This window comes from Pseudomonas sp. SR18 (assembly GCF_023701505.1).
Classification (GTDB): Bacteria; Pseudomonadota; Gammaproteobacteria; order Pseudomonadales; family Pseudomonadaceae; genus Aquipseudomonas; species Aquipseudomonas cyclaminis.
Genome location: NZ_JAMQAU010000006.1, coordinates 156,796 through 181,647 on the forward strand (window position 1 = coordinate 156,796; position 24,852 = coordinate 181,647).

The 24,852-nt window shown below is 60.3% G+C and carries 19 protein-coding genes; 9 read left to right on the forward strand and 10 right to left on the reverse strand.

Annotated elements, in window-relative coordinates; all coding sequences use genetic code 11:
* Positions 1-42: 42 nt before the first annotated feature.
* Entirely contained in the window at positions 43-7,197 is a 7,155-nt protein-coding gene (locus tag NDJ82_RS11685; protein WP_250925501.1) for an NEL-type E3 ubiquitin ligase domain-containing protein, read from the reverse strand.
* Between the two features lie 132 nt (positions 7,198-7,329).
* Here NDJ82_RS11685 and NDJ82_RS11690 point away from each other — a divergent pair, with 132 nt between their 5' ends.
* A complete protein-coding gene (locus NDJ82_RS11690) occupies positions 7,330-7,545 on the forward strand; it encodes a DUF2970 domain-containing protein (RefSeq protein ID WP_158876169.1) in 216 nt (71 codons plus the stop codon).
* On the opposite strand, the gene NDJ82_RS11695 is transcribed toward NDJ82_RS11690, so the two are convergent.
* Positions 7,542-8,609: an ABC transporter substrate-binding protein gene (locus NDJ82_RS11695; RefSeq protein WP_158876171.1), complete on the reverse strand. Its 1,068-nt coding sequence runs from the start codon at positions 8,607-8,609 to the stop codon at positions 7,542-7,544. The two genes, NDJ82_RS11690 and NDJ82_RS11695, sit on opposite strands and share 4 nt — an antisense overlap.
* A 422-nt stretch (positions 8,610-9,031) precedes the next feature.
* Here NDJ82_RS11695 and NDJ82_RS11700 point away from each other — a divergent pair, with 422 nt between their 5' ends.
* Both NDJ82_RS11700 and NDJ82_RS11705 read left to right on the forward strand, forming a co-directional pair.
* Complete coding sequence (locus tag NDJ82_RS11700) at positions 9,032-10,690, forward strand: nitrite/sulfite reductase (RefSeq protein ID WP_099582792.1); 1,659 nt, start codon at positions 9,032-9,034, stop codon at positions 10,688-10,690.
* Positions 10,674-11,168: a DUF934 domain-containing protein gene (locus tag NDJ82_RS11705; protein WP_003235539.1), complete on the forward strand. Its 495-nt coding sequence runs from the start codon at positions 10,674-10,676 to the stop codon at positions 11,166-11,168. The genes NDJ82_RS11700 and NDJ82_RS11705 overlap by 17 nt, the downstream gene beginning before the upstream one ends.
* 40 nt (positions 11,169-11,208) lie before the next feature.
* On the opposite strand, the gene NDJ82_RS11710 is transcribed toward NDJ82_RS11705, so the two are convergent.
* Positions 11,209-11,613, reverse strand: coding sequence for a MerR family transcriptional regulator (locus NDJ82_RS11710; RefSeq protein ID WP_099582791.1), 405 nt, complete (start codon positions 11,611-11,613; stop codon positions 11,209-11,211).
* A gap of 71 nt (positions 11,614-11,684) precedes the next feature.
* Here NDJ82_RS11710 and NDJ82_RS11715 point away from each other — a divergent pair, with 71 nt between their 5' ends.
* Together NDJ82_RS11715 and poxB are read left to right on the forward strand one after the other, a co-directional pair.
* Positions 11,685-12,917: an NADH:flavin oxidoreductase/NADH oxidase family protein gene (locus NDJ82_RS11715; RefSeq protein WP_250925502.1), complete on the forward strand. Its 1,233-nt coding sequence runs from the start codon at positions 11,685-11,687 to the stop codon at positions 12,915-12,917.
* A 77-nt stretch (positions 12,918-12,994) separates the two neighbouring features.
* Positions 12,995-14,719, forward strand: coding sequence for a ubiquinone-dependent pyruvate dehydrogenase (gene poxB, locus NDJ82_RS11720; RefSeq protein ID WP_099582789.1), 1,725 nt, complete (start codon positions 12,995-12,997; stop codon positions 14,717-14,719).
* A 241-nt stretch (positions 14,720-14,960) separates the two neighbouring features.
* Here poxB and NDJ82_RS11725 read toward each other — a convergent pair whose 3' ends face one another.
* Positions 14,961-15,518, reverse strand: coding sequence for an NADPH-dependent FMN reductase (locus NDJ82_RS11725; protein WP_250925503.1), 558 nt, complete (start codon positions 15,516-15,518; stop codon positions 14,961-14,963).
* 228 nt (positions 15,519-15,746) lie between these two features.
* On the opposite strand from NDJ82_RS11725, the gene NDJ82_RS11730 reads away from it, so the two are divergent.
* A complete protein-coding gene (locus NDJ82_RS11730; RefSeq protein ID WP_099582787.1) occupies positions 15,747-15,983 on the forward strand; it encodes a hypothetical protein in 237 nt (78 codons plus the stop codon).
* A 61-nt stretch (positions 15,984-16,044) separates the two neighbouring features.
* Here the strand turns inward: NDJ82_RS11730 and NDJ82_RS11735 are convergent, their stop codons facing one another.
* A complete protein-coding gene (locus tag NDJ82_RS11735; protein WP_099582786.1) occupies positions 16,045-16,380 on the reverse strand; it encodes a hypothetical protein in 336 nt (111 codons plus the stop codon).
* A 181-nt stretch (positions 16,381-16,561) separates the two neighbouring features.
* On the opposite strand from NDJ82_RS11735, the gene NDJ82_RS11740 reads away from it, so the two are divergent.
* Positions 16,562-17,455 (forward strand): LysR substrate-binding domain-containing protein, encoded by an 894-nt coding sequence (locus NDJ82_RS11740; RefSeq protein ID WP_112194975.1) that lies wholly within the window; start codon positions 16,562-16,564, stop codon positions 17,453-17,455.
* Here the strand turns inward: NDJ82_RS11740 and NDJ82_RS11745 are convergent.
* From NDJ82_RS11745 to NDJ82_RS11765, 5 genes are all read right to left on the reverse strand, one after another.
* A complete protein-coding gene (locus tag NDJ82_RS11745; RefSeq protein WP_099582784.1) occupies positions 17,452-18,033 on the reverse strand; it encodes a GNAT family N-acetyltransferase in 582 nt (193 codons plus the stop codon). The genes NDJ82_RS11740 and NDJ82_RS11745 overlap by 4 nt on opposite strands.
* 8 nt (positions 18,034-18,041) lie before the next feature.
* Positions 18,042-20,297: an Orn/Lys/Arg family decarboxylase gene (locus NDJ82_RS11750; protein WP_250925504.1), complete on the reverse strand. Its 2,256-nt coding sequence runs from the start codon at positions 20,295-20,297 to the stop codon at positions 18,042-18,044.
* A gap of 125 nt (positions 20,298-20,422) precedes the next feature.
* Complete coding sequence (gene dnaQ / locus NDJ82_RS11755; RefSeq protein ID WP_177411613.1) at positions 20,423-21,163, reverse strand: DNA polymerase III subunit epsilon; 741 nt, start codon at positions 21,161-21,163, stop codon at positions 20,423-20,425.
* 70 nt (positions 21,164-21,233) lie between these two features.
* On the reverse strand, positions 21,234-21,686 hold the full coding sequence (rnhA, locus tag NDJ82_RS11760) for a ribonuclease HI (RefSeq protein ID WP_003173571.1): 453 nt from the start codon (positions 21,684-21,686) through the stop codon (positions 21,234-21,236).
* Between the two features lie 31 nt (positions 21,687-21,717).
* A complete protein-coding gene (locus tag NDJ82_RS11765) occupies positions 21,718-22,476 on the reverse strand; it encodes a class I SAM-dependent methyltransferase (protein WP_099582781.1) in 759 nt (252 codons plus the stop codon).
* A gap of 65 nt (positions 22,477-22,541) precedes the next feature.
* Between NDJ82_RS11765 and gloB the strand changes: the two genes are divergently transcribed.
* Entirely contained in the window at positions 22,542-23,309 is a 768-nt protein-coding gene (gloB, locus tag NDJ82_RS11770; RefSeq protein ID WP_250925505.1) for a hydroxyacylglutathione hydrolase, read from the forward strand.
* A 98-nt stretch (positions 23,310-23,407) separates the two neighbouring features.
* Positions 23,408-24,814: a lytic transglycosylase domain-containing protein gene (locus NDJ82_RS11775; protein WP_099582779.1), complete on the forward strand. Its 1,407-nt coding sequence runs from the start codon at positions 23,408-23,410 to the stop codon at positions 24,812-24,814.
* Positions 24,815-24,852: the final 38 nt, after the last annotated feature.

Genomic DNA, 24,852 nt, shown 5'->3' on the forward strand with positions numbered 1-24,852 from the left:
AGCCGATGCAGGCGTTATCGAACGCCTGCATCGGCCCGACCACTAACGCTGGAGTCGCTCTCGCTCCTGCCGCGTCAGCCGGATAGCCAGCGCGGTTTGTTGCTCGCTGCGCCTGGCACCCAGTTCTGCGTACTCCTTCAAATACGCTGGGCCTACCTCCGGAAAACGCTCCTCAAGTGCATCAATCTGCTTATCCAGCGCGTGGGCCAGCGCCGAGAACTCGTCGGCGTATTTGTTTTTCAAGTAATTAAGCCAATATTCACGGGTGATCAGTTTTTCATCGAAACCTGGTTCGCGTTCACGTGCCAGGACATCAACGTAGGCATCGTCGATATCGGCCTGGCTGACCTGTGCCAGGTCGGCATACAACATGCCCGAGGGCTGCCTGGGCAACTGTAGACGCTCGGCAAGGCCGATACGGTAAGCCAGCCGTACTTCGGCGGGATCGATATGCGGGCTGCGCTCGATAGCGGCCCGGGCAATGTCCTCCACCGCCTCCAGACGGATCATGCTCCTGGCCAGTGCCAGCAGCGCAGCGCCGTCTTGCGCCAGCTCAGACTCTCTAAGCGCATCGAACTCCAGGACGCTCATTTCAAGCTCGTTGAAAATCAGGATTCGACCGTCACCGCACGTAGCACCCGGTATAAGGGCCGTCGCCCTGGCGAATATGTACCGCCTCAGTTGCAGACTATCGCCCATCGCGTCCAGCACCGCCCATACTCGCCGCCTCAACTCGGCAGGAAACTGAAGAAAGTCTACGGTGTCCGCCAACCGGGAAAGCACAAAGAAAAAGTCCGCGCTGCCCTCTTCAGCCACGAGTACATCCCACGCGGCATGCCTGGGGGAGTCAGCCTCCAGCGTGGCAAACCAACGGTTTTTCTGGACGTGCACAGGCTCAATGTCCGGGTGATTTTGAAAGACGTGCTCCGCCCCGGAAAACTCGGCTTCACTGGTCGAACGAGAGGGGTTGATAAGGCCTTCCAGCTCCTGGGCGGAATACCCCAGGCCATTGCCGGTCTGGAGCAGATAGGTGCGTAAATCTTCAAGCTCATGCAGCCCAAGCTCATTTCCCGAGAGCGTGGTGCCGGCCATCAATTGTTGATGCCGCGGCTCCAGGGCGGCGGCAGGGATAGTCTCGATCCAGTTGTTGCCCAGGTCCATCTGACGCAGCCGTGGCAGCTCAAGCACAGCGCTCGGCCAATCCTCCAGGAGGTTGTGCTGCAGGTTCAGTGTTTCAAGCCTGTTCAAGCCCGTGGCATCCACCCGTCTAAGGATATTGCCGCTCAGGTCCAACCATGCCAGTTCAGGCATATTGCCCAGGAGCGGCTGTAATACGATCGAGTTACGCAGTCGGTTACCGCTGAAGTCCAGCCGGCTTAACCAATGAAATTCGTTGAGCACGTTCGGCAAGACGGGCAGCGCGTTATGACTGAGCGTCAAGTTTTTTACATGGGCGAAACTGCGCAGAAACCCGCTGGAGCCCTCTGCCGTCAGGGCGACGCCGCTCAGGTCAAGCTCGTTTACATGCGCGAAATAAGCCGGCACGGCAGGTAGATCCCCCAACGTCAGGCCCGACAAGCTCAATTGTTGAGCGCTCTCTGGCACAAACGCCGAGGGTTCTGCCCGCAACGTGAAACGCCAACCCTGCAGCAATCGATCCGCCGCCCTGCGCCGGTCCAGCGCACTGATCCCGCTTTCACTCTGATAATCCTCAGCACCGATCCACTGATTCAACAGCGATACCCACTCGTCGTATTGCCTCTCCCACTCGACCAATTTGGCCTCGACCTTAAACGCGTCGTGACCGCTGACACCCAACTCATCCCTCCATGCCTGCGCCTGGGCGTCGTCCAGCGAAGGGTTCAGACGTTGCAGCCGCTCGGCTGGGGTTGGCCTGACACGCGCGGGGTCTGAGATACCGGGCAGCGCAGTGAGCCACTCGGGACGCTGGTGAAGGTCATCCGGAAAATACTCAGGGTCGCCTCCGGTCAATCCCTGAAACAGCAGGTCGTGGGGTATGCCCAATGGGTTTTCCAACGTGTCCATTGGGTGATCCTGGGTGTAGCGTCGCGCAAACAACCGCGCTTGCGCACGTGCTTGAGTGGTAAGGCGGCAGCCCCGCAGGCTGGTGCCGAGCAGCAAGGGATCATGCCCCTCCAAGGCCGCCTCGGGGATAGCGGTCACCGCACTGTGGCTCAGGTCCAGACGTTCCAGGTGTTGCCAGCCTTGCGGCCAGGCGTTAATTGCACTGTGACTCAGGTCCAGGCTACGCAGTTGTTCGAGACTGCGCGCATCCAGACTGCCGATTGGGTTGTACTGCAATTGCAAGGATGAAAGCTGCGGGAACGTGTTCAACCGGGCTTGTGTGGACGCAGTAATGACCAACCTGTTGCGCGAAAGGTCCAACTGTCTGAGGGTTTCAAATCGAGTGAGTGTCGACGGCAGTTCCGTCAGGTTGTTCCCTGCAAGGCTGACGGCCTGGAGCCCGGTAAAATGGTCGAGCCACGGGTTGATGGCTTCGAGGGGGGCACCTGCACCGCTCAAGTTCAGGTCGCGAACATGGGCAAAACCGGCCGTCGGCAACGGCGGCAAAGCACCCAGCCGACTTCCTGACAGATCGAGCCGCGAGCCTGCCGGCGCATCGCCCTCGAAATGGCCGGGCTGACCAGGGGTGATAAAGCGCTGCGCTAAACCCGCACGCCAACACTCCAGCAGCTTTTCGGCGGCCATATCCCGGGACGCATCTTGCTGCCGCCATTGTTCAAGCTCTGCGGCCAGTCGCTGATATTCTTCACGGACCGTGTTCACACGCGCCACACGCATCGGCGGCGACAACCCCTGCTCGCTGAATTCGGCCATGGCACTCGAAACAAAAACCGGATCACCGTTCCAGAGGCCTCTCAGCACCCCCTCGCAATAGTCCCGCACCAGCCGGGCCTCATCCATCAGATGGGCGGGGTTGCCCTGCAAGTGATCAAACACTGCTTTGAAGTCCTGGGATTCAAACCCTGCCCAATTCATCTGCAAACCGCGCCACACGCGCTCATGCCCGCTGAACATCTCAGGCGGCACCGAATGCAATCGGGTACCCGAGAGATCGAGGGACTCAAGGTGCTCAAGCGCAGTGACGCCACGCGGCCAAGCCCCCAGGGCCCCCGACACGGTCAAGCGACGCAATGATGTCAACTCGCTGACGTCCAGCGTTTGAAGAGCCCCCCCGAGAACCAGCTGCTCCAGCCCCGCCATTCGGTTGATAGCCTGCAACGCCTCACTGGAATACGTGAGTGAAGGCCCTTGAATCAACAGTTCGGTAATACCGGGCAGGCTTGGCAACCGAGCGGCCACCGCGTCCAGGTCCATGGGGTTAACGTAGAGTTCAAGACGCTGTAAACGGGGTAACAACCGGTGCAAAGCCTCGCTCCCCTCGGCAAGCAATCTGGCGCCTGATAACGACGCTGTACGCACATGGGAAAAGTCTGCCTCCAGCGTCGGCAGCGGCTGCGCCCCGCGAATGTTCAGAACCGCACTGGGCGCGCGATCCCGGTCCAGGCCCTGGCGCCAACAGCCGATCACATCGTTGGCAACACGTGAGCGATAACCATCCTGCCCGGCCCATTGCGCGAGCCTGAGCTGTAATGCCGCCAGTTCGCGTTGACGCGAGGAAAGCATCTGCGAAACCTGCGCATCGCTTTCACCGTCGCGCCTTCGAGACCACAAAAATGCCTCAGCCTCCTCTTCAGGGATATTCGGATAGACACTGCGTAACTGACGAATCAACTGTTCACTCAGGAAAAAAGCCTTGCTCCTGCCCGACAACTCATAGCCCAAACGCCCGCTCGGCAGACGCCATGTGGGCTTTGACCTCGGGATACGCAGCTTGAACACTTGATTGGCCACAACGTCTCGGTGCGACCTGGCATACGCGGCCAACGCCTGTTGTAAATCGGCGCCCTGGCTGGTCGACGGCAGCGCCAGCGCTTGACGGGTTTCGTCCGGCAAGGCATGCATGATTGACGCATAGAAGTTACGACCATGGGGGGGCAATTCATTCAGCGCCTTGCCGGCCGCGTCAACGGCTTGAAAACGCTCGTCGATCTTGATCAGGTATCTGCGCATTGCCGCGCTTTCTTCGCCTATGCCGGCCTTCAATGGTCCGTTGATATGACCTTCGCGTATTTCCAGGCGCAGCCCCTCAGGCCACCCTGGCAGGCGCGCAAGGGTATGCAGGGCCAGCCAGTCGCTGTCGACGCCGGCTAGCCTGTCCCGATGCAGCCCGCTGAGTGCCCGTCCAAGGCGCCCCTGTTGCGCAGCGGTACGCGCGGCGAGATCAAGGCGCTCTGCGGCGTTGCCGATATCCAGGTCGAGCAGTTGCGCGTGCGCTCGTCTTGACAACGAGGGGAACCGCCGGTGCAGCGAACCGGTGGCGGCGTGGTGCGGGTTTCTTGCGCGCAACAGAGCGCTGAACAAGGCCTGCTGTCTTTGCAGCGCCACGTCTGCAAGCCTCTCATTGAAGACCTGCGTTCTGGTGGCCCCACCCCAGGTTGACTCGCTGCCCAACAGCTGGGCGGCTTCGTCTTCGCTCAGGCCAGCCAAGACAGTCGATGCGAGCTTGCCTTGGAATACATCGTCAATACTGATTTTGAGAGTGGCCTGGTTAGCGCCCGGTGAAAGAGGCCGACCATGGCGCACGGAGCGCCCGCTGAAAATCCTCGTTTCCTGGACCTGAAGTGGCTCTTTCAAAGGGGCACCAGACCACTCATCGATCAGCGGGGTAACCGGTTCGAAACGGCTGCCCAATTGGCCCAACGCGCAGTTAGCCGCGTCCTCGCCTAGCGGGCCAGTGCTACCCACCAGTTGCTCGATGGGCGTCTTGCCGACATCGACACGCGGGTGCCCCACGGGTTCAGAACCTGCAAACACCTCCAATACCTTTGCCTGCGGCCAGCCTGGCATTTCGACCACGAGACCCAACGCGTACTCATAGCCAGCGTCCCTCGGTGTTCCCCGACGAATCTGGCCGATCAGCTCATCAACCTGCTGGTCGACCTTGAAATCCTCCAGGGTATCGGCCAGCACCGCCGGCACAGGCAAGCCGTCCATGTGCACTTTTCGCAACTGGTCGTCGCTGACACCGCTTATTTCACCCACGGCGCTCAGGGTTTCATCAGAAAAACCCTCCGCGCAATGCCCCAGGCGACGCAGCAGCTTCAGGCGCTCCCACGACAGCGGATACTCATGAATATGTCGCCATGCACCTTCGCCGTTATGCTCAAGGATTGGCTGGTAAGCGGTGTCGTCTTGCGGATGCCTGATTCGCCATTTGCGCAGATCGGCGTCAAAGCTCGTTTCGTAGAATGATCCATCAATACGGATGTAAGTCTTGCCTCCACGCATGTACTGACCCGTCGCATCAGGCCGGACTGCTGAATCAAACACCACGTCGCTCCTGTAGGGAACCAGGTCAGGCTTCCACAGACGCGCCTTACCGTCAGGCAGGCTGACCCTTACCGTGCCTTCAATGACCGGTTCGACCCTTGGTCTGCTCAGGGCCTTACCCACGCCGGCCGTCACCCCGATCAAGGCGAGGTTTTCTGCCAGGTCGATCAGGTGCACCTTGGCCGCTTTGCGATCGCCTTCACTCCACTCTGACACCGCCTCGAACGTCTCGTACAACAGCTGTGCGACCATGACCCCCAGCATGATTGCACCCAACACAGGCACGAACCCGGCAACGAAACCCAGTACGAACACCCCCACATTGAGAAACATCGCCAGTTTTCGCTGACGCACCCTGGCATCGACGTCCGCGGTGGGGACGGCATAACTGGCGGCGTCCGACACAACCTTGTCTCGGTTTTGATTGTAGAGATACGTCCAAAGATCAATGGCGTCAGCGCCCGCCGGACTGTCCTTGAACACCAGGGCTGCGGGTGCCAGATAGGGCGCCGGGTTTGGCACCTGGGGAGATCGAGGCAAGGGTGGGAAATTTTTGAGTCGAAAAGGCGTCATGCGACTGACCAACTCATACATATCGCCTATGCCGGGAAACGTGGAACCGATTTTCTCGCGAAAAGTCGCGTCTGCGGCATCCTGCGTGAACTCACTGAAGTAACGCGGCCAATCGGCATGGCTCACGAACTGACTGAAAAAACGCTGGTAAGCCGTGGGGCCTGTCACCCGCTGTGTGGGGGCGCCTGGCGTGATAAACCGGTCGTTCAACGTCGCAAGCATGTGGTCGTAATCGCGATAGCGCTTCAGCGGGTGGTACGGGTCATGGGGTATGTAGAGAATGGGGTAATCAACCTTCTCACCCGCCATGACCTGAAACATCACGCAGCCGGTGATTCGCAGATTCATCAGGCCAACGTCGCGAACCAGCACGGTTTGCGCCCCGATACGGGGTGAGCGCTCGCCTTCGATGACGCGAAGCAGCATGGCGTAGACATCGTCGTCGATATCCTGCTGCAACAAAGCCAATTCGGCGGCGGCCCGCATCGCGGCCTTTTGGCTGAGGGCGAATTGCAACCTCAGGGTGGCCTCGACAGAAGCCTCGGTGGGGTGAAAAAACCGCTTGAGATAGGCCTGATACTGCCCGCCAATATTCAACTGCCGGCACAGTGTCAGAAATTGATGGACTTTCAGCCCCCCCAGGCGCACCGGTAACAGCGGCTCAGAAAGCGATCCTGTTTGCCATCTGAAGCCGGAGGACGAATGAAAAAAACCCTCTTCACACTCGCTCGCCTCGAAGTTGTGGAGCGCGGCCTGAAACAGCTCAAGCTTCAAATAATCATAGGTGCGCGCTTCGATATTCAGATAGCTCACTTGCAGCGACTTTCTGAGACTTATCCAGGTGGACAGCCCGCCGGCAAGCTCAACGCCGTACTGATCCTTGAGTGCCTTTACCAGTAACGGTCGGCCGAACGTCTCGATGCCCTGCAAGGCTGACATCGTCTTATCCAGCACCGATTGTTCGGTGAAGCTCTCAAGTACGCAATCGTGCACTCGCTGACGCCGCTGTGGGGTTGCGCGCCAATACGCCTGCGCCAGCGTTGTATCGGCTTTACTGAGTGCCTCACGACGCTGCGGTGTGGCATCGATCAGCCACGGTGGGACAGCTGCTATCAATGACTTGGCATGAATGCTCGCGGATGCGCCTGCCGCCCGTGCAGGCACGTTTGTCTGGGGAACTACCGACATACTGACTCTCCTGATAATGAAGAGACCAGTTGATCACCGCGCGCGGGCGCATCCGAAGTACTTAGCTATGACGTTTCCTGAACTATCCTGTGGGTGGCACCGCGCCGATACCACCCGACCTGCGGAGGCTTCATGGACACCCCGGACAATAAACCGCCGACCTTATGGCAGATGCTGCAGAGCGTCATGGCTGCGGCCATTGGCGTGCAAAGCGGCAAGAACCGCGCGCGCGACTTCACCCACGGCAAACCCAGCCACTTCGTGGTCCTGGGGATTGTGTTCACAGCCGTGTTTGCGCTGACCTTGTTTGGCATCGTCAAGCTGGTGCTGCACCTGGCCGCTGCCTAGCGCAGCAGCAACTGCAGGCTGAACGGGTAACGGTAGGATGCTGACTTGCCCTGGGCGGACAGCGCACGAAAATTCACCGGTGCCGTGTGCCCCAACAAGCGCCGCGCCTGGGGAATGTCGATCAATTGGAACAACGCCAACTGGCGGTCGCGCCCACCGTGGGCGCTGATATCCACGCCCTTGGCATCATCATTGATCAGCACCATGGCCCACCCGCCTACGGTGAAATGCCCGGCGACCAGGCTCGACAAGCGACCGTCCAGGCGCGCCTGCAGGATCTCGGGTGAACTGTTGACCGCACTGAACAGCACGTCCTTACCCGGTAACCGCCCACTGGCCTGCAACGCCTGCATGGCGCCCAGGGCCATCTGATCGTTGGCCGACCACACCAGCGCCGTCTGCGGGTAGCGCTTGAACAGTTGCGTCGCTTGCTCGAAGGCGCGCTCGCGGTTCCACTCGCCGTAGACCAACTGGCGCAGGCGCGCCTCGGGATGCTCGGCCAGTGCTCGACGCAGGCCCCGCTCGCGCAACTGCGCTCCCGGGGTGGTCTTGGCGCCGGAAAAGGCCAACAGGTCGAGGGATTGGCCCGGCGCAACCGGCCCGTGCTGGCGCAACAGGTCACGCAGCATCAGGTAGCCCGCCTCTTCATCGTCAGCGACCAGGCTGCCGATCAAACGGATACCACTGCGGGTGCCCAACAGTTGCTCTTGATCGACGGTCAGTGCGCTGTTCACCATCAGCAGCTTGACGCCACTGCCCTCGGCCATGCGCAGGATCTGCGGGGCGACGTACTGCTCATTGACCAGCACCAGGTAATCCGGACGCTGGCTGCCTTGCAGCACCTCACGCGCCTGAAGCAGCGTGTTGGCAACATCGCGCTCGCCATAACGCACACGCAAATCCAGGCCGAGGTCCTTGGCGGCGGCCTGCATGAATTGCGTGTAGCTGACCCAGAAGGTTTCGGTCGACATGCCCGGATTGAGAAACACCACCGACGTGGCATGGGCCATCGCCCCGTACGTCGATCCCAGCAACCAGACACACGTAATCAACACCTTCAACATGGACGCTTGAGCCTCGAAATTAGGCCGCCATGATAGTGGCAATGCCTAAACCAATCGAGGCTCAATCAACGTCCTTTATTGGTGGCTGACCCAGAAAACGGCGGTTCCCACCACCAGAATGATCAAGAACAGAATGGCCCAGGCATCCACGGTACTGTCGGGTTTACGGGCTTTTGTCGGATTGCTCATCGCATCGCCTCTTGTCGGTTTTATAGGTGATTGCACTAAGACTCGCTCACAGTAAAGTCGACGATTGCCCGCATGACAAATGTGGATATCCCGATAACCGTTCTCATTAGTCATTTTGGTTATTTCCATATACCCAAACATCACTTTTGCGCATAAACGCAAACTGGTATCGTGCGCCGGCTCCGTTGGGAGTGCGCGGCCGTGCGCGCAGATTTGCCGAGAACAGGACCTATATGTACGTATACGACGAATACGATCAGCGCATCATCGAGGACCGCGTCAAGCAGTTCCGTGATCAGACCCGACGCTACTTAGCAGGTGAACTGAGCGAAGAAGAGTTCCGCCCTCTGCGCCTGCAAAATGGCCTTTATGTTCAGCGCTTTGCGCCGATGCTGCGGGTGGCCGTGCCCTACGGCCAACTGACTTCACGCCAGATGCGCATGATGGCCAGGATTGCCCGCGACTTCGACAAAGGCTATGCCCACATCAGTACCCGCCAGAACGTGCAGTTCAACTGGCCGGCCCTGGAAGATGTGCCGGACATCCTGGCTGAACTGGCCACCGTGCAGATGCACGCCATTCAGACCAGCGGTAACTGCCTGCGCAACGTGACCACCGACCAATTCGCCGGCGTTGCTGCCGACGAACTGATCGACCCTCGCCCATGGTGTGAAATCATCCGTCAATGGACCACCTTCCACCCGGAATTCGCCTACCTGCCGCGCAAGTTCAAGATCGCCGTCAACGGCTCGACCTCGGACCGCGCAGCCATCGAAGTCCACGACATCGGCCTGGAGCCGGTGTACAACGCCGCTGGCGAGTTGGGCTTCCGTGTGCTGGTCGGTGGCGGCCTGGGCCGTACGCCGGTGGTGGGTGCATTCATCAACGAGTTCCTGCCATGGCAGGATCTGTTGAGCTACCTCGACGCCATCCTGCGGGTCTACAACCGCTACGGCCGTCGTGACAACAAGTACAAGGCCCGGATCAAGATCCTGGTCAAGGCGCTGACCCCCGAGGTGTTCGCCCAGAAAGTCGACGCCGAGATGGAACACCTGCGCGGCGGCCAGACCACCCTGACCGAAGCCGAAGTGCATCGCGTTGCCAAGCATTTCGTCGATCCCGAGTACAAGGCCCTGGCCAACCAGGACGCCGAAATCGCCGAGCTGGAACGCCAGCATCCAGGCTTTGCCCGCTGGCGTGGCCGCAACACCCTGGCGCACAAAAAGCCGGGCTATGTGGCGGTGACCCTGTCGCTGAAACCGACCGGTGTTGCACCGGGCGACATCACCGACAAGCAGCTGGACGCCGTCGCCGACCTGGCTGACCGCTACAGCTTCGGCCAACTGCGTACCTCTCACGAGCAGAACATCATCCTTGCGGACGTTGAGCAGAGCCAACTGTTCACCCTGTGGGGCGAGCTGCGCGAAGGCGGTTTCGCCACGCCGAACATCGGCCTTTTGACCGACATCATCTGCTGCCCGGGTGGCGACTTCTGCTCCCTGGCCAACGCCAAGTCGATCCCGATTGCCGAATCGATCCAGCGCCGTTTCGACGACCTGGACTACCTGTTCGACATCGGCGAGCTGGACCTGAACATTTCCGGTTGCATGAACGCCTGTGGTCACCACCACGTCGGCCACATCGGCATCCTGGGCGTGGACAAGAAAGGCGAAGAATTCTACCAAGTGTCCCTGGGTGGCAGCGCCAGCCGCGATGCGAGCCTGGGCAAGATCCTCGGCCCGTCCTTCGCCCAGGAAGCCATGCCCGAGGTGATCGGCAAACTGATCGATGTGTACATCGAACAGCGCACCGAAGATGAGCGTTTCATCGACACCTACCAGCGCATCGGCATTGACCTGTTCAAGGAGCGCGTCTATGCAGCGAATCATTAAGAACAACGAAGTCCTCGACGAAACCTGGCACCTGCTGCCCAAGGACGCAAGCTTCGACGGCATCTCCAACTGCGACGACCTGATCGTGCCGTTGGCGCTGTGGCGCGAACACGGCCACGCCCTCAAGGCCCGCGACGGCGGCCTGGGTGTGTGGCTGGACGCCGATGAAGAAGCCGAAGAGATCGGCGCCGACGTGGAACACTTCCAGGTCATCGCGCTGAATTTCCCGGCCTTCACCGACGGTCGCAACTACTCCAACGCCCGCCTGCTGCGTGACCGCTACGGTTACAAGGGCGAGCTGCGGGCGATTGGCGACGTGCTGCGCGACCAGTTGTTCTACCTGCGCCGCTGCGGGTTCGATGCCTTCGCCCTGCGCGCAGACAAAGACCCGTACGAAGCGCTGGAAAGCCTCAAGGACTTCTCGGTGACGTACCAGGCTGCAACGGATGAGCCGCTGCCGCTGTTTCGTCGCCGGTAAGTTTGCGGACATGAAAAAGCCCTGGCATGCCAGGGCTTTTTCATGGCTGAAGTTTGATCGACGCCAGCACCTGTTTCTGTCCCATGGAGCATGGGACGCCTTCCGGCTGCGCACGTACGGCCTCAATCACTCCCAGCAACTGGGCTTTGCTGTGGACCAGTTGCGCCTGCATCACTTCGATCTGCGCCACCTTGCTCTCCAAGGCCAGGATGAGCTCGTCGCGCTTGTGCTCCCCCGGCGCGGGCATCAACGCCTTGAGTTCCTGCAAGGTAAACCCGGCCTGTTGCGCGCTCTGGATCAACTGCAAGGTTTGCAACGCGTCTTCTGAATAGCGCCGATAGCCATTGGCTTGGCGTCCCACCTGACTGATCAAGCCTTCACTCTCGTAAAAGCGGATGCGCGAAGCCGCCAGGCCGCTCTGTTTTGCCAGCTCACCAATATTCATCACAACGCCTGCTTGACATTAAAGTTAACTTTAAGCTTAGCCTGAGGCCTCCCCTACTCAGGAGTCAACGCATGTCACCTTTTGAAGCCTTGCAACTGCCCAACGGCCAAGTCATCGCCAACCGCATCGCCAAGGCGGCGATGGAAGAAAACATGGCCGATATCAACCAGGCGCCGTCCCGCGAATTGAAGCAGTTGTACAAGGCCTGGGCAGACGGCGAACCCGGCCTGCTGTTGACCGGCAATGTGATGATCGACCGCCACGCCATGACCGGCCCCGGCGGCGTGGCCCTGGAAAACGAGCAACACCTGGACAGCTTTCGCGAATGGGCCGATGTGGCGCGCAACAAGGGCGTGCACTTCTGGGTGCAGCTCAGCCATCCAGGGCGCCAGACCATGGCCAATCTCGGCCAGCAAGCGTTGGCGCCGTCCGCCATTGCCCTCGACCTGGGCAGTTTTTCCAAGATGTTCGCCAAGCCCAAAGCCATGAGCGAAGACGATATCCAGGACGTGATCCAGCGCTTCGCCACCAGCGCACGCCTGGCCGAGAAAGCCGGCTTTACCGGCGTGCAGATCCACGGCGCCCACGGCTATCTGCTGAGTCAGTTTCTCTCGCCCTTGAGCAACCACCGCACTGACCGCTGGGGCGGCTCGCTGGAAAACCGTGCGCGCCTGCTGCTGGAAGTGATTCACGCCGTGCGCGCCAGCGTCAGCCCGTCGTTTTGCGTGGCGGTCAAACTCAATTCTGCGGATTTCCAGCGCGGCGGCTTTGACGAAACCGATGCGCGGGCAGTGGTGGAAATGCTCAACCCATTACCCATCGACCTGCTGGAACTGTCCGGCGGCAGCTATGAAGCGCCCGCCATGCAAGGCGAAGCACGGGACGGTCGCACGCTCGCCCGTGAAGCGTACTTCCTTGAATTTGCCGCCCAAATGGCCAGCGTCGCCAGCATGCCCGTGATGGTCACCGGGGGCATTCGCCGCCTGCCTATCGTGCAGCAAGTGCTGGACAGCGGCATCGCCATGGCCGGTATCGCCACCGCCCTGACGCTGGAACCGCAACTGATCAAACACTGGCGCGAAGGTCGCGACCTCAACCCGCAACTCAAGCCGATCGACTGGAAGCGCAAGCCCCTGGCCTCGCTCGCCACGCTCGCCGTGGTGCGCAACCAGATGCGCCGCCTCAGCCGTGGTCGGCGGCCCAACCCCAAGGTGATGCCCTGGTTGGCACTGGCGTGTGACCAATGGTTTATCGCCCGCCGCACACGGCAATACCGCGCTGCCATGACGCAATCTTCACATTAAAGAAGGAGCATTCGTCGTGATCGAACTGTCCCCTATTGATCAGCAGCTTTTAACCTCACTGACGATTGGAGTGCTTCATGGCGAAAATCAACCTGGCCCAGCAACTGGCGACCACCCTTGAACAGGCGGGCATCAAGCGCATCTGGGGCCTGACCGGCGACAGCCTCAACGGTCTCACCGATGCGCTGCGCACCATGGACAGTATCGAGTGGATGCACGTGCGCCACGAAGAAGTCGCCGCCTTTGCCGCCGGCGCAGAGGCCGCCGCCACCGGCGAGTTGTCGGTGTGCGCCGGCAGTTGCGGGCCGGGAAATCTGCACTTGATCAATGGTCTGTTCGACTGCCATCGCAACCATGTACCGGTGCTGGCGATTGCCGCACAGATTCCGTCCTCGGAAATCGGCCTGAACTACTTCCAGGAGACCCATCCCCAGGAACTGTTCAAGGAGTGCAGCCACTTTATAGAGCTGGTCACCAACCCCGCGCAGATGCCCCAGGTGCTGCATCGCGCCATGCGCTCGGCGATCCTCAATCGCGGCGTGGCGGTGGTGGTGATTCCGGGGGATGTGTCGCTGCTGGAAGTCGAAGACACCCTCAAGCCGTGGCCGGCCCTGCACGCGCCACGCACCTTGCCGGCAGAGGCCGATCTGCTGCAATTGAGCGAGATCCTCTCGCGCAGTGAAAAAGTCACGCTGCTGTGTGGCAGCGGCTGTGCAGGCGCCCATGCGCAAGTGGTGGCCCTGGCGGACATGCTGGGGGCGCCGGTGGTGCACGCCCTGCGCGGCAAGGAACATGTGGAATGGGATAACCCGTTTGATGTGGGCATGACCGGCCTGATCGGTTTCAGCTCCGGTTACCACGCCATGCTCGACTGCGACACGCTGATCATGCTCGGCACCGACTTCCCGTATCGCCAGTTCTACCCCACCGATGCAAAAATCATCCAGGTCGACCGCAATCCGCAGGCACTGGGCCGTCGCGCTACCTTGGACCTGGGTATCGCCGCGGATGTCAGCGAAACCATCGATGCCCTGCTGCCGCGCTTGACCCGCAAGACGGATCGCAGCTTCCTTGAGACCTCGTTGAAGCATTACGTAAAAGCCCGCCAGGGGCTGGACGACCTTGCGCAACCGTCCAAGGCCAATCGACCGATCCATCCGCAATACGTTGCGCGACTGCTCAGTGAGCTGGCAGACGATGACGCGATCTTTACCGCCGATGTCGGCTCACCCACGGTCTGGGCGGCGCGCTACCTGAAGATGAACGGCAAGCGCCGCCTGATCGGCTCGTTCAACCATGGCTCCATGGCCAACGCGATGCCCCAGGCGATTGGCGCGCAGGCCGCATTTGCGGGTCGGCAAGTGATTTCCATGTCCGGCGACGGCGGTTTCGCCATGCTGATGGGGGATTTCATCTCGCTGGCGCAGCTGAAGTTGCCGGTCAAAGTCATCGTATTTGATAACTCGTCACTGGGATTTGTCGCCATGGAGATGAAGGCCGCGGGTTATCTGGACACGGGCACCGAGCTGAAGAATCCGGATTTCGCGGCGATGTCCAACGCCATGGGAATTCTCGGCATTCGCGTGGAGCAATCCGCAGATCTGGAACCCGCCCTGCGCCGCGCCCTGGCCCACGATGGCCCGGTGCTGGTGGATGTGGTAACCGCCACTCAGGAACTGGTGATGCCGCCGAGCATCAAGCTGGAACAGGCCAAGGGGTTCAGCCTGTATATGCTCAAGGCGGTGATGAGTGGGCGTGGCGATGAGGTGATCGAATTGGCGCGGACTAACTGGCTGCGCTGATCTGAACAGAGCGCACGTTTTGGTTCGTAGAGACCGTCTTCACCCTCACCGGGCAAGCGCCCGTTGCGCCCCCCCCCCCGTAGCAGCTGTCGAGCCTTGGCGAGGCTGCGTGACGGACGCGTTGACACCCCGCGATCTGCGGGGCGCCCAACGCAGCCTCGCTTGCGCTCGGCAGCTGCTACAGAACGGCGGGGGTACTCGGCTGTTGCTACGCATTATCCTGTGCAACTTGCGTAGATGCCTATGCAGCCTGTTTTTCTACCCATTGTGCGTAGGCATCAATGAAGGTCTGCAAAAACGGCTTGGTCTTTTCTGACACCTTGCCCGACTCATCAAACACACTGCCCGCCCCACCCAGGTAGGCTTCCGGCTGCTGCATGCACCACACATCCAGGAACACCAGGGACTGGCGCAGATGGTGGTTGGCGCCAAAGCCGCCAATGGCGCCCGGCGACACGCTGATGATCGCTCCCGGTTTGCCGCTCCAGGCGCTTTTTCCATAAGGGCGGGAACCCACGTCAATCGCATTCTTTAATGGGGCCGGCACCGAGCGGTTGTATTCCGGTGTCACGAACAGCACCGCGTCGGATGAACTCACCTGTTTGCGGAAAGTACTGTAGGCTGCCGGCGGTGAATCAGTGTCGATGTCTTCGTTGTAGAGCGGCAGATCGCCGATTTCGACAATGCTCAACTTCAGATTGGCCGGAGCCAGTTCGGCCAATGCCAACGCGACCTTGCGGTTGATCGACTGTTTTCTCAAGCTGCCAACCAGGACGGCAATCGTGTAGACCTTGCTCATGGAGGTTTTCCCGATGTCTGACTAATGGAGCTTGTAGTTATAGAGACTTCACGACGGGTTCACCAGAATGTTTTGAGATTCCTCCAGGCGTTTGCGTCGCACGCTGCTGCGTAGGAAGTGTCTGAAAACCTCAATGAATAGTATTTTTTTTGTGTAGGCAAACTACCTCTCTTTATGGCGGTCTACAGAACCGTAAATCGAGTGTTTATCTCCAGAGGTTCTAAACAGATGGCAGCAGTACTTGTCGGACAGTTCCATGCCAGAGACGCGGAAGGCCGCGTGTATTCCGTGCATGAGTTCCAGGAATCCAACCCGGCGCAAGCCGACTTGGCTGGCTCGACGCCCACCACGACCTACAAGCTGGCCATTGGCGACCGTGTAGAAAAACTGGAAGGCGATGAGTTCAAACTGATCCAGTCGGGCATCATTATTGTCCGCGAATCGCAAACCACCCTCGCGTCATAAGATCTCGCCTTGATGACCTGCTCAGTCCTGGCCATTGATGGCATCGACTGGGCCGGGGTGATCAAGGGCTGCGGATTTCCGTGACCTCAAGACCCTGCTCGCTCTGCTTGAGCGTCACCAGCAAGTGCCCCCGCTCCCCTTCAACGGCGTACACCGTGCGCGTGTAGCCTGACGTGTTGTAGGCGGGATATGCCTCCACCTGCCTGACCAGAGTAACCCCCAACACCGCCCCCACCTGCTCGCCCACCTGTTCCTGGGCACGGATAAACGCTTCGAGCGCGAGGCTCTGCGGTGTGTCGTCGTGATTGCTGAAGAGATAAGCCGCCGCGCACCCTACGGTCACCAGGACCAGGAGTTGCTTGGCCGTTACCCCGAAGAACGTCGAGGGAATAGGCATTTGAGACCAGACCTGTTTTTGTTGTAAGTGCCGGTATCCGGCTTTGGTCGTTGATGATCAGACAAGCCATTCTAGTGAGGTCGTGATTGAACGCCAGTGGCACAGGCGACCTGCACCGTCTTTTTTACGCACGACCACTTGTACCATTGAAACCCTACTGCACTGCACATAGACTCCGGCCATGCGTTTACGTCATCTCGAAGTGATTCAGGCCATCTTGCAGACCGGACACCTCGGCACGGCCGCCGAATGGTTGCAGCTCCCCGTGGGCGATGTGGAGGCGTCGCTCAAGGAAGCCGAGCAGCAACTGGGTTTTATGCTGTTCGCCAGCGTACGCGGGCGCTTGCAGGCAACGCGGGAAACCCTGGCGTTGCAGGCAGAAATCGCCCATGTGTACGAAGCGTTGGAGCCGGTGCAACGGCTGGCCAGCCGCCTGAAACACCATCACGCCCCACCCCTGCGAGCGCTCTGCACCCCGCCCCTGGCCAATCAACTGTTGCCGCACAGCATCGCGGTGCTGCGCCGACGTTTCCAGGACACCCCCTGCAACCTGTCGAGCCAGCCCACACGAGAAATCGTCAGGAGCCTGTTGCTGCACGAGGCCGACGTCGGCCTGAGCCTGCATGACCCGGAACACCCGCAAATCCTCAGCACCGTGCTCGCCCAGGGCAAACTGCAGCTACTCGCACCCCACGGTTGGCTCAAGCCCAAGCAAAAGTACATTGCGCTGCAGGACCTGGCCGGGCAGTCGATGATCGGGCTGGAGGGGCAAGACCCACTCAGCCGCCTGCTGGACGCCAAGCTGCAAGCCCTTCGGCCACTGCCGGTGGTGCAAACCCGCGTGCAGACCTACCAGATGATGCGCAGCATGGTGGAGGCGGGAGAAGGCCTGGCGATTGTCGACCCGTTCACCGCGTTCGGCGCACGGGAGGCCGGGCTGGATGCATGCCCGGTGTCGCCGCCGATCACGATCCATCTGTACGCGCTGACCCTCAAGGATGGGATGGCTTCTGCAGCCTTGAATGCATTGCTGGAGATTGTCACGCAGAAGGCTGAAAGCCTGCTGTTGGGTTAAGTCTTGTCGACTTCGGATTTGAACAACCGATACCAGAAAATCGCCACTTCGCGCGTTTGCGGGTCGATGCCGCGATAACGCAGGTGGTCGATCCCCCCCATCACATAACCGCAGCGCTCATAAAGACGGCACGCGCCGAGGTTGTTGTTTTGGGTTTCGAGCATCATGCCCGGCAGGTTTTTCTTGCGGCTCCAGAACTGCGCCACATCCAGCAACGCCTTGGCCACGCCGTGCCGCCGTGCCGGCAGGACCACCGCCAGTTCATCCACATGGGCAAAACCATTCCAGTTGGTACTGACCACGATATGCCCCACCGCTCGATCGTCCAGGTAGGCCATGAAAATCGCGCTGTCTGGCGCATCGCGGAAACTGGCGAACTCCTCAGGATCAATCCCATAACATTTGCGGTACGGCAGGATGCGCTCCAGCGGCCACTGATCGACGCGCTTGCCCATCTCCGGCACGCTATAGGCGCTGACCTCGAAACTGAAGTCATTGCCCCACACGTAGGCATCGAAGCCTTCGTCGGCGACTCGCACACTGAGCCCTGGATACTTCGGGTTCATTACAGCTTGCATAAACATCCTTAACCCTTGATGCAATCTACGGTGTAACAACGACCACTGCCGTCATCTTCGTGTTGTAACCCGTGAACATCGGCAACAAAACCGGGGAAACTGCTATCGAACGTCCGGGCAAATGCCAGGTAGTCGATGATCGAGCGGGTTGACTCGGTAAAACGCTCGCCGGGCATGATCAACGGAATGCCCGGCGGATACGGCACCAGCATCACGGCTGCGACGCGTCCTGGCAAGGCATCAATCGACACGGCCTCCACTTCTCCTCTTACCAATTGGTCGTAGGCGTCCGCCGGTTTCATCGCGACGTCCGGTAATACGGTGTACATGCGCTTGAGGTGTTTGGCGGTGGCGTTGCTGCGGTAGCAACTGTGCAGTTGGTCGCACAGGTCGCGCAAACCCAGGCCCTGATAACGCGCCGGGCCCTGGGCAAATACTGACGGCAAACAACTGACCAGGCTGGTATTCGCGTCATAACTGCGCTTGAACTCCAGCAACTCGGTGAGCAACGTACTCCATTTGCCTTTGGTGATGCCCATGGAAAACAGCACCAGGAAGGAATACAGCCCGGTCTTTTCTACCACCAGCCCGCGCTCCCAGAGGAATTTGCTGACCACCGCCGCGGGAATCCCGCAATCGCTCAAGGCACCGCCTGCATTGAGGCCGGGCATCACCAGCGTGACTTTGATCGGGTCCAGCAACACATAGTCTTCGGCCACATCACCAAAGCCATGCCACTCATCCTGCGGCTGCAACAGCCAATCCGCCGTGGCGACGCGGTCGATGCCGGCCACCGACGGCGGTTGCCAGATGGAGAACCACCAGTCCTCGGCGGCGATATGCTGGCGCAGATTAGCCAGGGCGCGTCGAAAACTCAGGGCCTCATCGAACATTTCCTGGAGCAACGAACGCCCGGCCGGACCTTCCATCATCGCCGACGCTACGTCCAGCGAGGCGATGATGCTGTATTGCGGCGATGTGGAGATGTGCATCATGAACGCTTCGTTGAAACGGTCGCGGTCCAGCTGCCGCGCACCGCCGTCCTGGACATGGATCATCGAGGCCTGGCTGAAGGCCGCCAGCAGTTTGTGGGTGGAATGGGTGGTGAACACCAGCGGGCTGTCCGGGGTACGCGAGGTGCCCATGCCATAGCGCCCGGCGAAAAACTCATGGAACGCTGCGTAGGCATACCAGGCTTCGTCAAAGTGCAGCACCTCGACGCTGTTGCCCAGTTGCTGCTTGATCAGCTCGGCGTTGTAGCACAGGCCGTCATAGGTGGAGTTGGTGACCACGGCCATCTTCACTTTCGCGGGCCGCCCACGGGTCAGGGGGCTGGCGTCGATCTTGGCGCGGATCGACTCGGGGCTGAATTCGCTCAGGGGAATGGGGCCGATGATCCCCAGTTCATTGCGTTCCGGGCACAGGTACAGCGGGATCGCGCCGGTCATGATGATCGAGTGAAGGACGGATTTGTGGCAGTTGCGGTCCACCAGCACCAGGTCATCGCGGCCGACCATGGAATGCCAAACGATCTTGTTGGCGGTGGATGTGCCATTGATCACAAAGAAGGTGTGGTCGGCGCCGAAGTTGCGCGCAGCACGAGCCTCGGCTTCGGCCAGCGGGCCGGTGTGGTCCAGCAGCGAGCCCAGTTCGGGCACTGAAACCGACAAATCCGAACGCAGGGTGTTTTCCCCGAAGAACTGATGAAACGCCTGCCCCACCGGGCTTTTGCGATACGCCACGCCACCACCATGGCCGGGGGTGTGCCAGGAATAATTGGAGTCGGCGGTGTGTTGTACCAAGGCCTTGAAGAATGGCGGCAACAGGCCATCTAGATAGGTGCGTGCGGCGCGGGCCACTTGCCGGGCCAGGAATGGCACGGTGTCTTCGAACAGATACAGGATACCGCGCAGCTGGTTGAGTTCGCTCATGGCATCGGCCGGGGCGTTTTCCAGGGTGACTTGCTCGCCCAGGGCAAAGATCGGCAGGTTGGGTGCCCGCACCCGCGCCAGGCGAATCAGCTCGACCATGTTTTGCAGCAGGTGGGTATTTTCGCCAGCGCCCTCGGCGGCGATCAACATGCAGGCCAGGCCGTGATGGGTAGACGCCACCAGCCGACCTTCGGCGTAGTCCACGGCGGAAAAAACACTGAAGCCCTCCTGTTCCAGCTCCCGGGCAATGCCGCGGACCCGGTCGCCAGCAACGGTGTCGGCCTTGATGTCGCGGTGCACGATAAGAACAGGGAACTTCAGGTCTTTGTACATGAGGGCGTAGAGTCCTGAGGGCTATGCACTCAGGGTAGAAGCTAGGCTGCGATGACGCGAATGAAGATTTTGAGAGCTATGGAGATCAACTGTAGGGGGGCAAGCCCCCTCCGACGTTTTGATGGCTATTGTTGTGTCAGCTGAGTCCACAACGCAGGAGCACCGGCCGACTTGGCAATTGCTTCCAGGCGTTGTGCATGCTCGACCATGTCCTGTTCGCTGGCGCGAAGAATCGTGGTCGGCTTGCGATCTGCCGGCAGGCGGCGGATTTCCGAAGGACGGTTGCCCGAGCCTTCTGCCGAGCCACTGCCATCGGACGCATTCCCCGCCAACGAAAGGCTGGTCTGCCCGCCGGTCATGGTCAGGTAGACGTCGGCGAGAATCTCGGAGTCGAGCAGAGCGCCGTGGAGTTCGCGGCCGGAGTTGTCGACACCATACCGCTTGCACAACGCATCGAGGCTGTTGCGCTGGCCGGGGTGACGTTCACGGGCCATCATCAAGGTATCGAGGATCGAGCAGTGTTGGGAAATGTCTGCACGATCAGTCTGCCCCATCAGGGCAAATTCGTTATTGATGAAACCGACGTCGAACGCCGCGTTATGGATGATCAGCTGGGCGCCCTTGATGAATTCGAAGAACTCATCGGCCACTTCAGCGAAGCGTGGCTTGCCCTTGAGGAACTCGTCGGTGATACCGTGGACGCCGATGGCGCCTTCGTCACTGTCGCGGTCCGGTTGCAGGTAGACGTGGAAGTGACGCCCGGTGAGACGCCGACCCATGAGTTCGACACAGCCGATTTCAATGATCCGGTGGCCGTCAGTCACCGGCATGCCGGTGGTTTCGGTATCGAGTACAACAGATCGGATGGCCATCAGGGTTCAGCTCTCAACGGTGGTGTGCACTGTGGTGTGCGTCAAAGGGCGCGATGTTAGCACGTCAGCTCTGCTTGTAGCCTCGCACCTCGTCTACACCACGGTTGGCGAGCTGGTCTGCCCGCTCGTTGCCGGGGTGGCCGATGTGCCCGCGAACCCACTTCCAAGTGATGTCATGGCGATTGCATTGCTCGTCGAGCAATTGCCACAGGTCGGCATTTTTTACCGGTTCCTTGGCGGCGGTCTTCCAGCCGCGCTTCTTCCAATTGACCATCCATTCGTTGATGCCCTTCATCACGTACTGCGAGTCGGTGACCAGCAGCACGTTGCAGCGACGCTTGAGTTCTTCCAGGCCGCGAATCGCGCCCATCAGTTCCATGCGGTTGTTGGTGGTGTTGGCTTCGCCGCCCCACAGTTCCTTCTCGACGCCCTTGCACACCAGCAAGGCGCCCCAGCCGCCAGGGCCTGGGTTGCCCTTGCAGGCGCCATCGGTGAAGAGTTCTACGCTGTCAGTCATCAGTTACTCGGTCTTAAATCAAAAAGGGGTTTTACGTTTCACTTTGCTTGCGGTTGACCTTGGCCATCGGCATCGGCACCAGTTTGCCGATGGGCTGGCGCGCTACCTGGCGCACCGGCCGTAGCCCGACCACAATCTTGCGCGCCACTAATAGATAGAAGCCGCCGCCCGAGAGCTGCCAGATACCCGCCCGGCGTTCCCAGCCGCTGAGGCGCGCCTGCCACTTGGTCGAGGCAAGCGGCGGACGATAGCACCCGAAGCGGCGTTTCTCCAGCGCGAAGCCCAGCAGGTTCAGCCAGTCCGCAACCCGCGACGGCGCGATGCAGCGCGCCTGGCGCAGGCCATCATGGGCGAACACATGGCGCAGCCCCCAACTGCTCCAAGGGTTGATGCCGACAATCAGCAAATGGCCACCAGGGCGCACGCTGCTCGCCGCCTCGCGCAGCAAACCGTGGGGCGACAGGCAGAAATCCAGGCCATGCTGCAACACCACCACATCGGCGGCGTGCTCGCTCAACGGCCAGGCCTGTTCCTCGCAAACGATCTCGACGCCCGGCAACGGTGCGCCCAGGCGCACATTGCGTTGCACCTGCGGCGCAGACGGCGGCGTCTGTGCGGAGGGACCGTAATGCACCAGATAGCCACCAAAGAAGCGGCCCAGCTCGTCTTCGAGCATGCGCCGTTCTTCATCCAGCAGAAATTGCCCGATGGGCCCGGACAGCCATTCACGGGCCGCGCCGATCAGGGCCAGCCACTCAGGATCGGCCTGGGCGAACGCTTTATCAGTCATTGCATTCTCCAACTCGCCTAGACGTTCTAAGATGCACCAATGTGTTCAGCTTGGCGAATCGAAGAATGATACAGATCAGTGCCCTGCCCGCCTTCACCGATAACTACATCTGGTTGTTACAGGACTCGCCTAAAAAGCGCTGCGCGGTGGTCGACCCCGGCGATGCCGCGCCGGTACTGGCCTGGCTCACGCAAAATCCCGAGTGGACCTTGAGCGATATCCTGATCACCCACCATCACCATGACCACGTGGGTGGCGTCGAACAACTCAAGCGCGCCACCGACGCGACGGTCTACGGCCCGGCCAACGAGAAGATCCCGGCGCGGGACGTGGCGTTAAATGATAACGACCGCATCACGGTGCTCGGCTGGGACTTCGACATTTATGCTGTGCCCGGCCACACCCTAGGCCATATCGCTTTTTATCACCCGGGCGTGCTGTTCTGTGGCGACACCCTGTTCGCCGCCGGTTGCGGGCGCCTGTTCGAGGGCACGCCTGAACAGATGCACACTTCGCTGGAGCGTTTGGCTGCCCTGCCCGCCGACACCTTGGTGTACTGCACCCACGAATACACACAAAGTAACCTCAAGTTTGCCCAAGCGGTGGAACCAGACAACGCCGATATCGCCGAACGGGTGGAAAGCGTCCGCCAACTGCGGGCCCGTGGCGAGATAACACTGCCCTCCAACCTGGCCCTGGAAAAACGCACCAACCCTTTTCTGCGCACCTCTGAAACATCCGTTAAACAAAAAGCGGACGAACGGAACGGCCGCGACAACCGCTCTGGGGCCGAGGTTTTTGCTAGCTTGAGGGCGTGGAAAGATAAGTTCTAAGACGATGCAATCTGATACGTAATTTCTGAATGGTTGACCGGAACCAAAGCGCTTTCTAGAATCGCCCGACATTTTTGCCCGGAACTTACTTCCAGCCAATGTCGTCATCTATTCGTAAATCCAACCATTCAGACGCATTGACCCGCCTGGCTCAAGCTGTGGCGGTGGCTGTCTCCGCAACTCTGGCGGGCTGCCAATCGACAAATTACGCTGCACAAACCACCGTGCAACCCAAACCCAATCTTGCTGCCAAGATCAAGCAAAAACCTATCTGGCTCACAGAGAAGCCCAGCCCCGAAGTACCCCAGGACGTCTGGGAACGCATGCGCCGGGGCTTTCAATTGCAGGACAACGTTGGCGTCAACCCGCGCATCGAGCAACAGCGCCTGTGGTTCGCGAGCAACCCGTCCTTCCTGGAGAACGCCGGCGAACGCGGCAGTCTCTACATTCATTACATCGTCGAACGCCTTGAAGAACGCAACATGCCCCTGGAGCTGGCGCTACTGCCGGTGATCGAAAGTGCCTACAACCCGATGGCCTATTCACGCAGCGATGCGGTGGGCCTGTGGCAGTTCATCCCCTCCACCGGGCGCTACTTCAACCTGCGCCAGACCCGCGCCTACGACGGCCGACGCGACATCACCGCCTCCACCACCGCCGCCCTCGACTACCTGACACGCCTGCATGACATGTTCAACGGCGACTGGCTGTTGGCGCTGGCCGCCTACAATGCCGGCGAAGGCACCGTGAGCCGCGCCATCGAGCGCAACGAAAAGCTCGGCCTGCCGACCGACTACTGGAACCTGCCCCTGCCCCAGGAAACCAAGGACTACGTGCCCAAGTTCCTGGCGCTCTCCCAAGTGGTGCTGGCCCCCGAGGCCTACGGCGTCAACCTGAACCCGATTGCCAACACGCCGTACTTCGAAGTGGTTGAAGTCAAGCAAAGCATGGACCTGTCACGGGTCGCCGCGCTGGCTGAAATCGACGAAGACGAGCTGTTCCAGCTCAACCCGGCCCTGAAACAACGCACCACCCTGGACGGCCCGCAACATCTGTTGGTACCGAGCTCCAAGGCGCAGTTGCTGACCAGCACCCTTTCGACGATGAAGCCGGAAGAATTGCTGGCGATGCGCCCGAAAAAACAGGTGTTCGACGAAGTCGAGACCGCACGGGTGGCCGGCCGCAGCCGCAGCTACAAGGTGCGCAGCGGCGACAACCTCACGCTGATCGCCAAGGCCAACAAGGTCGATGTGCATGACCTGCAGCGCTGGAACCAGCTTAATGGCCAGGCACTGAAGGTCGGTCAGACGTTGGTGATGCAGGACACCCGCCGCGCGGTGGCCAGCAGCAAGAAGCCGGTGCAGTACAAGGTCAAGAAAGGCGACTCGCTGTACATCGTCGCCAAGCGATTCAACGTCGAGATGCAACATCTCAAGCGTTGGAACCCGCGTACTGGCCAGGCATTGAAGCCTGGGCAGATGCTGGTGGTTTCCGGGCCGCGCTGATAACTCGGGAACACTACGGATCTAATTGTGGGAGGGGG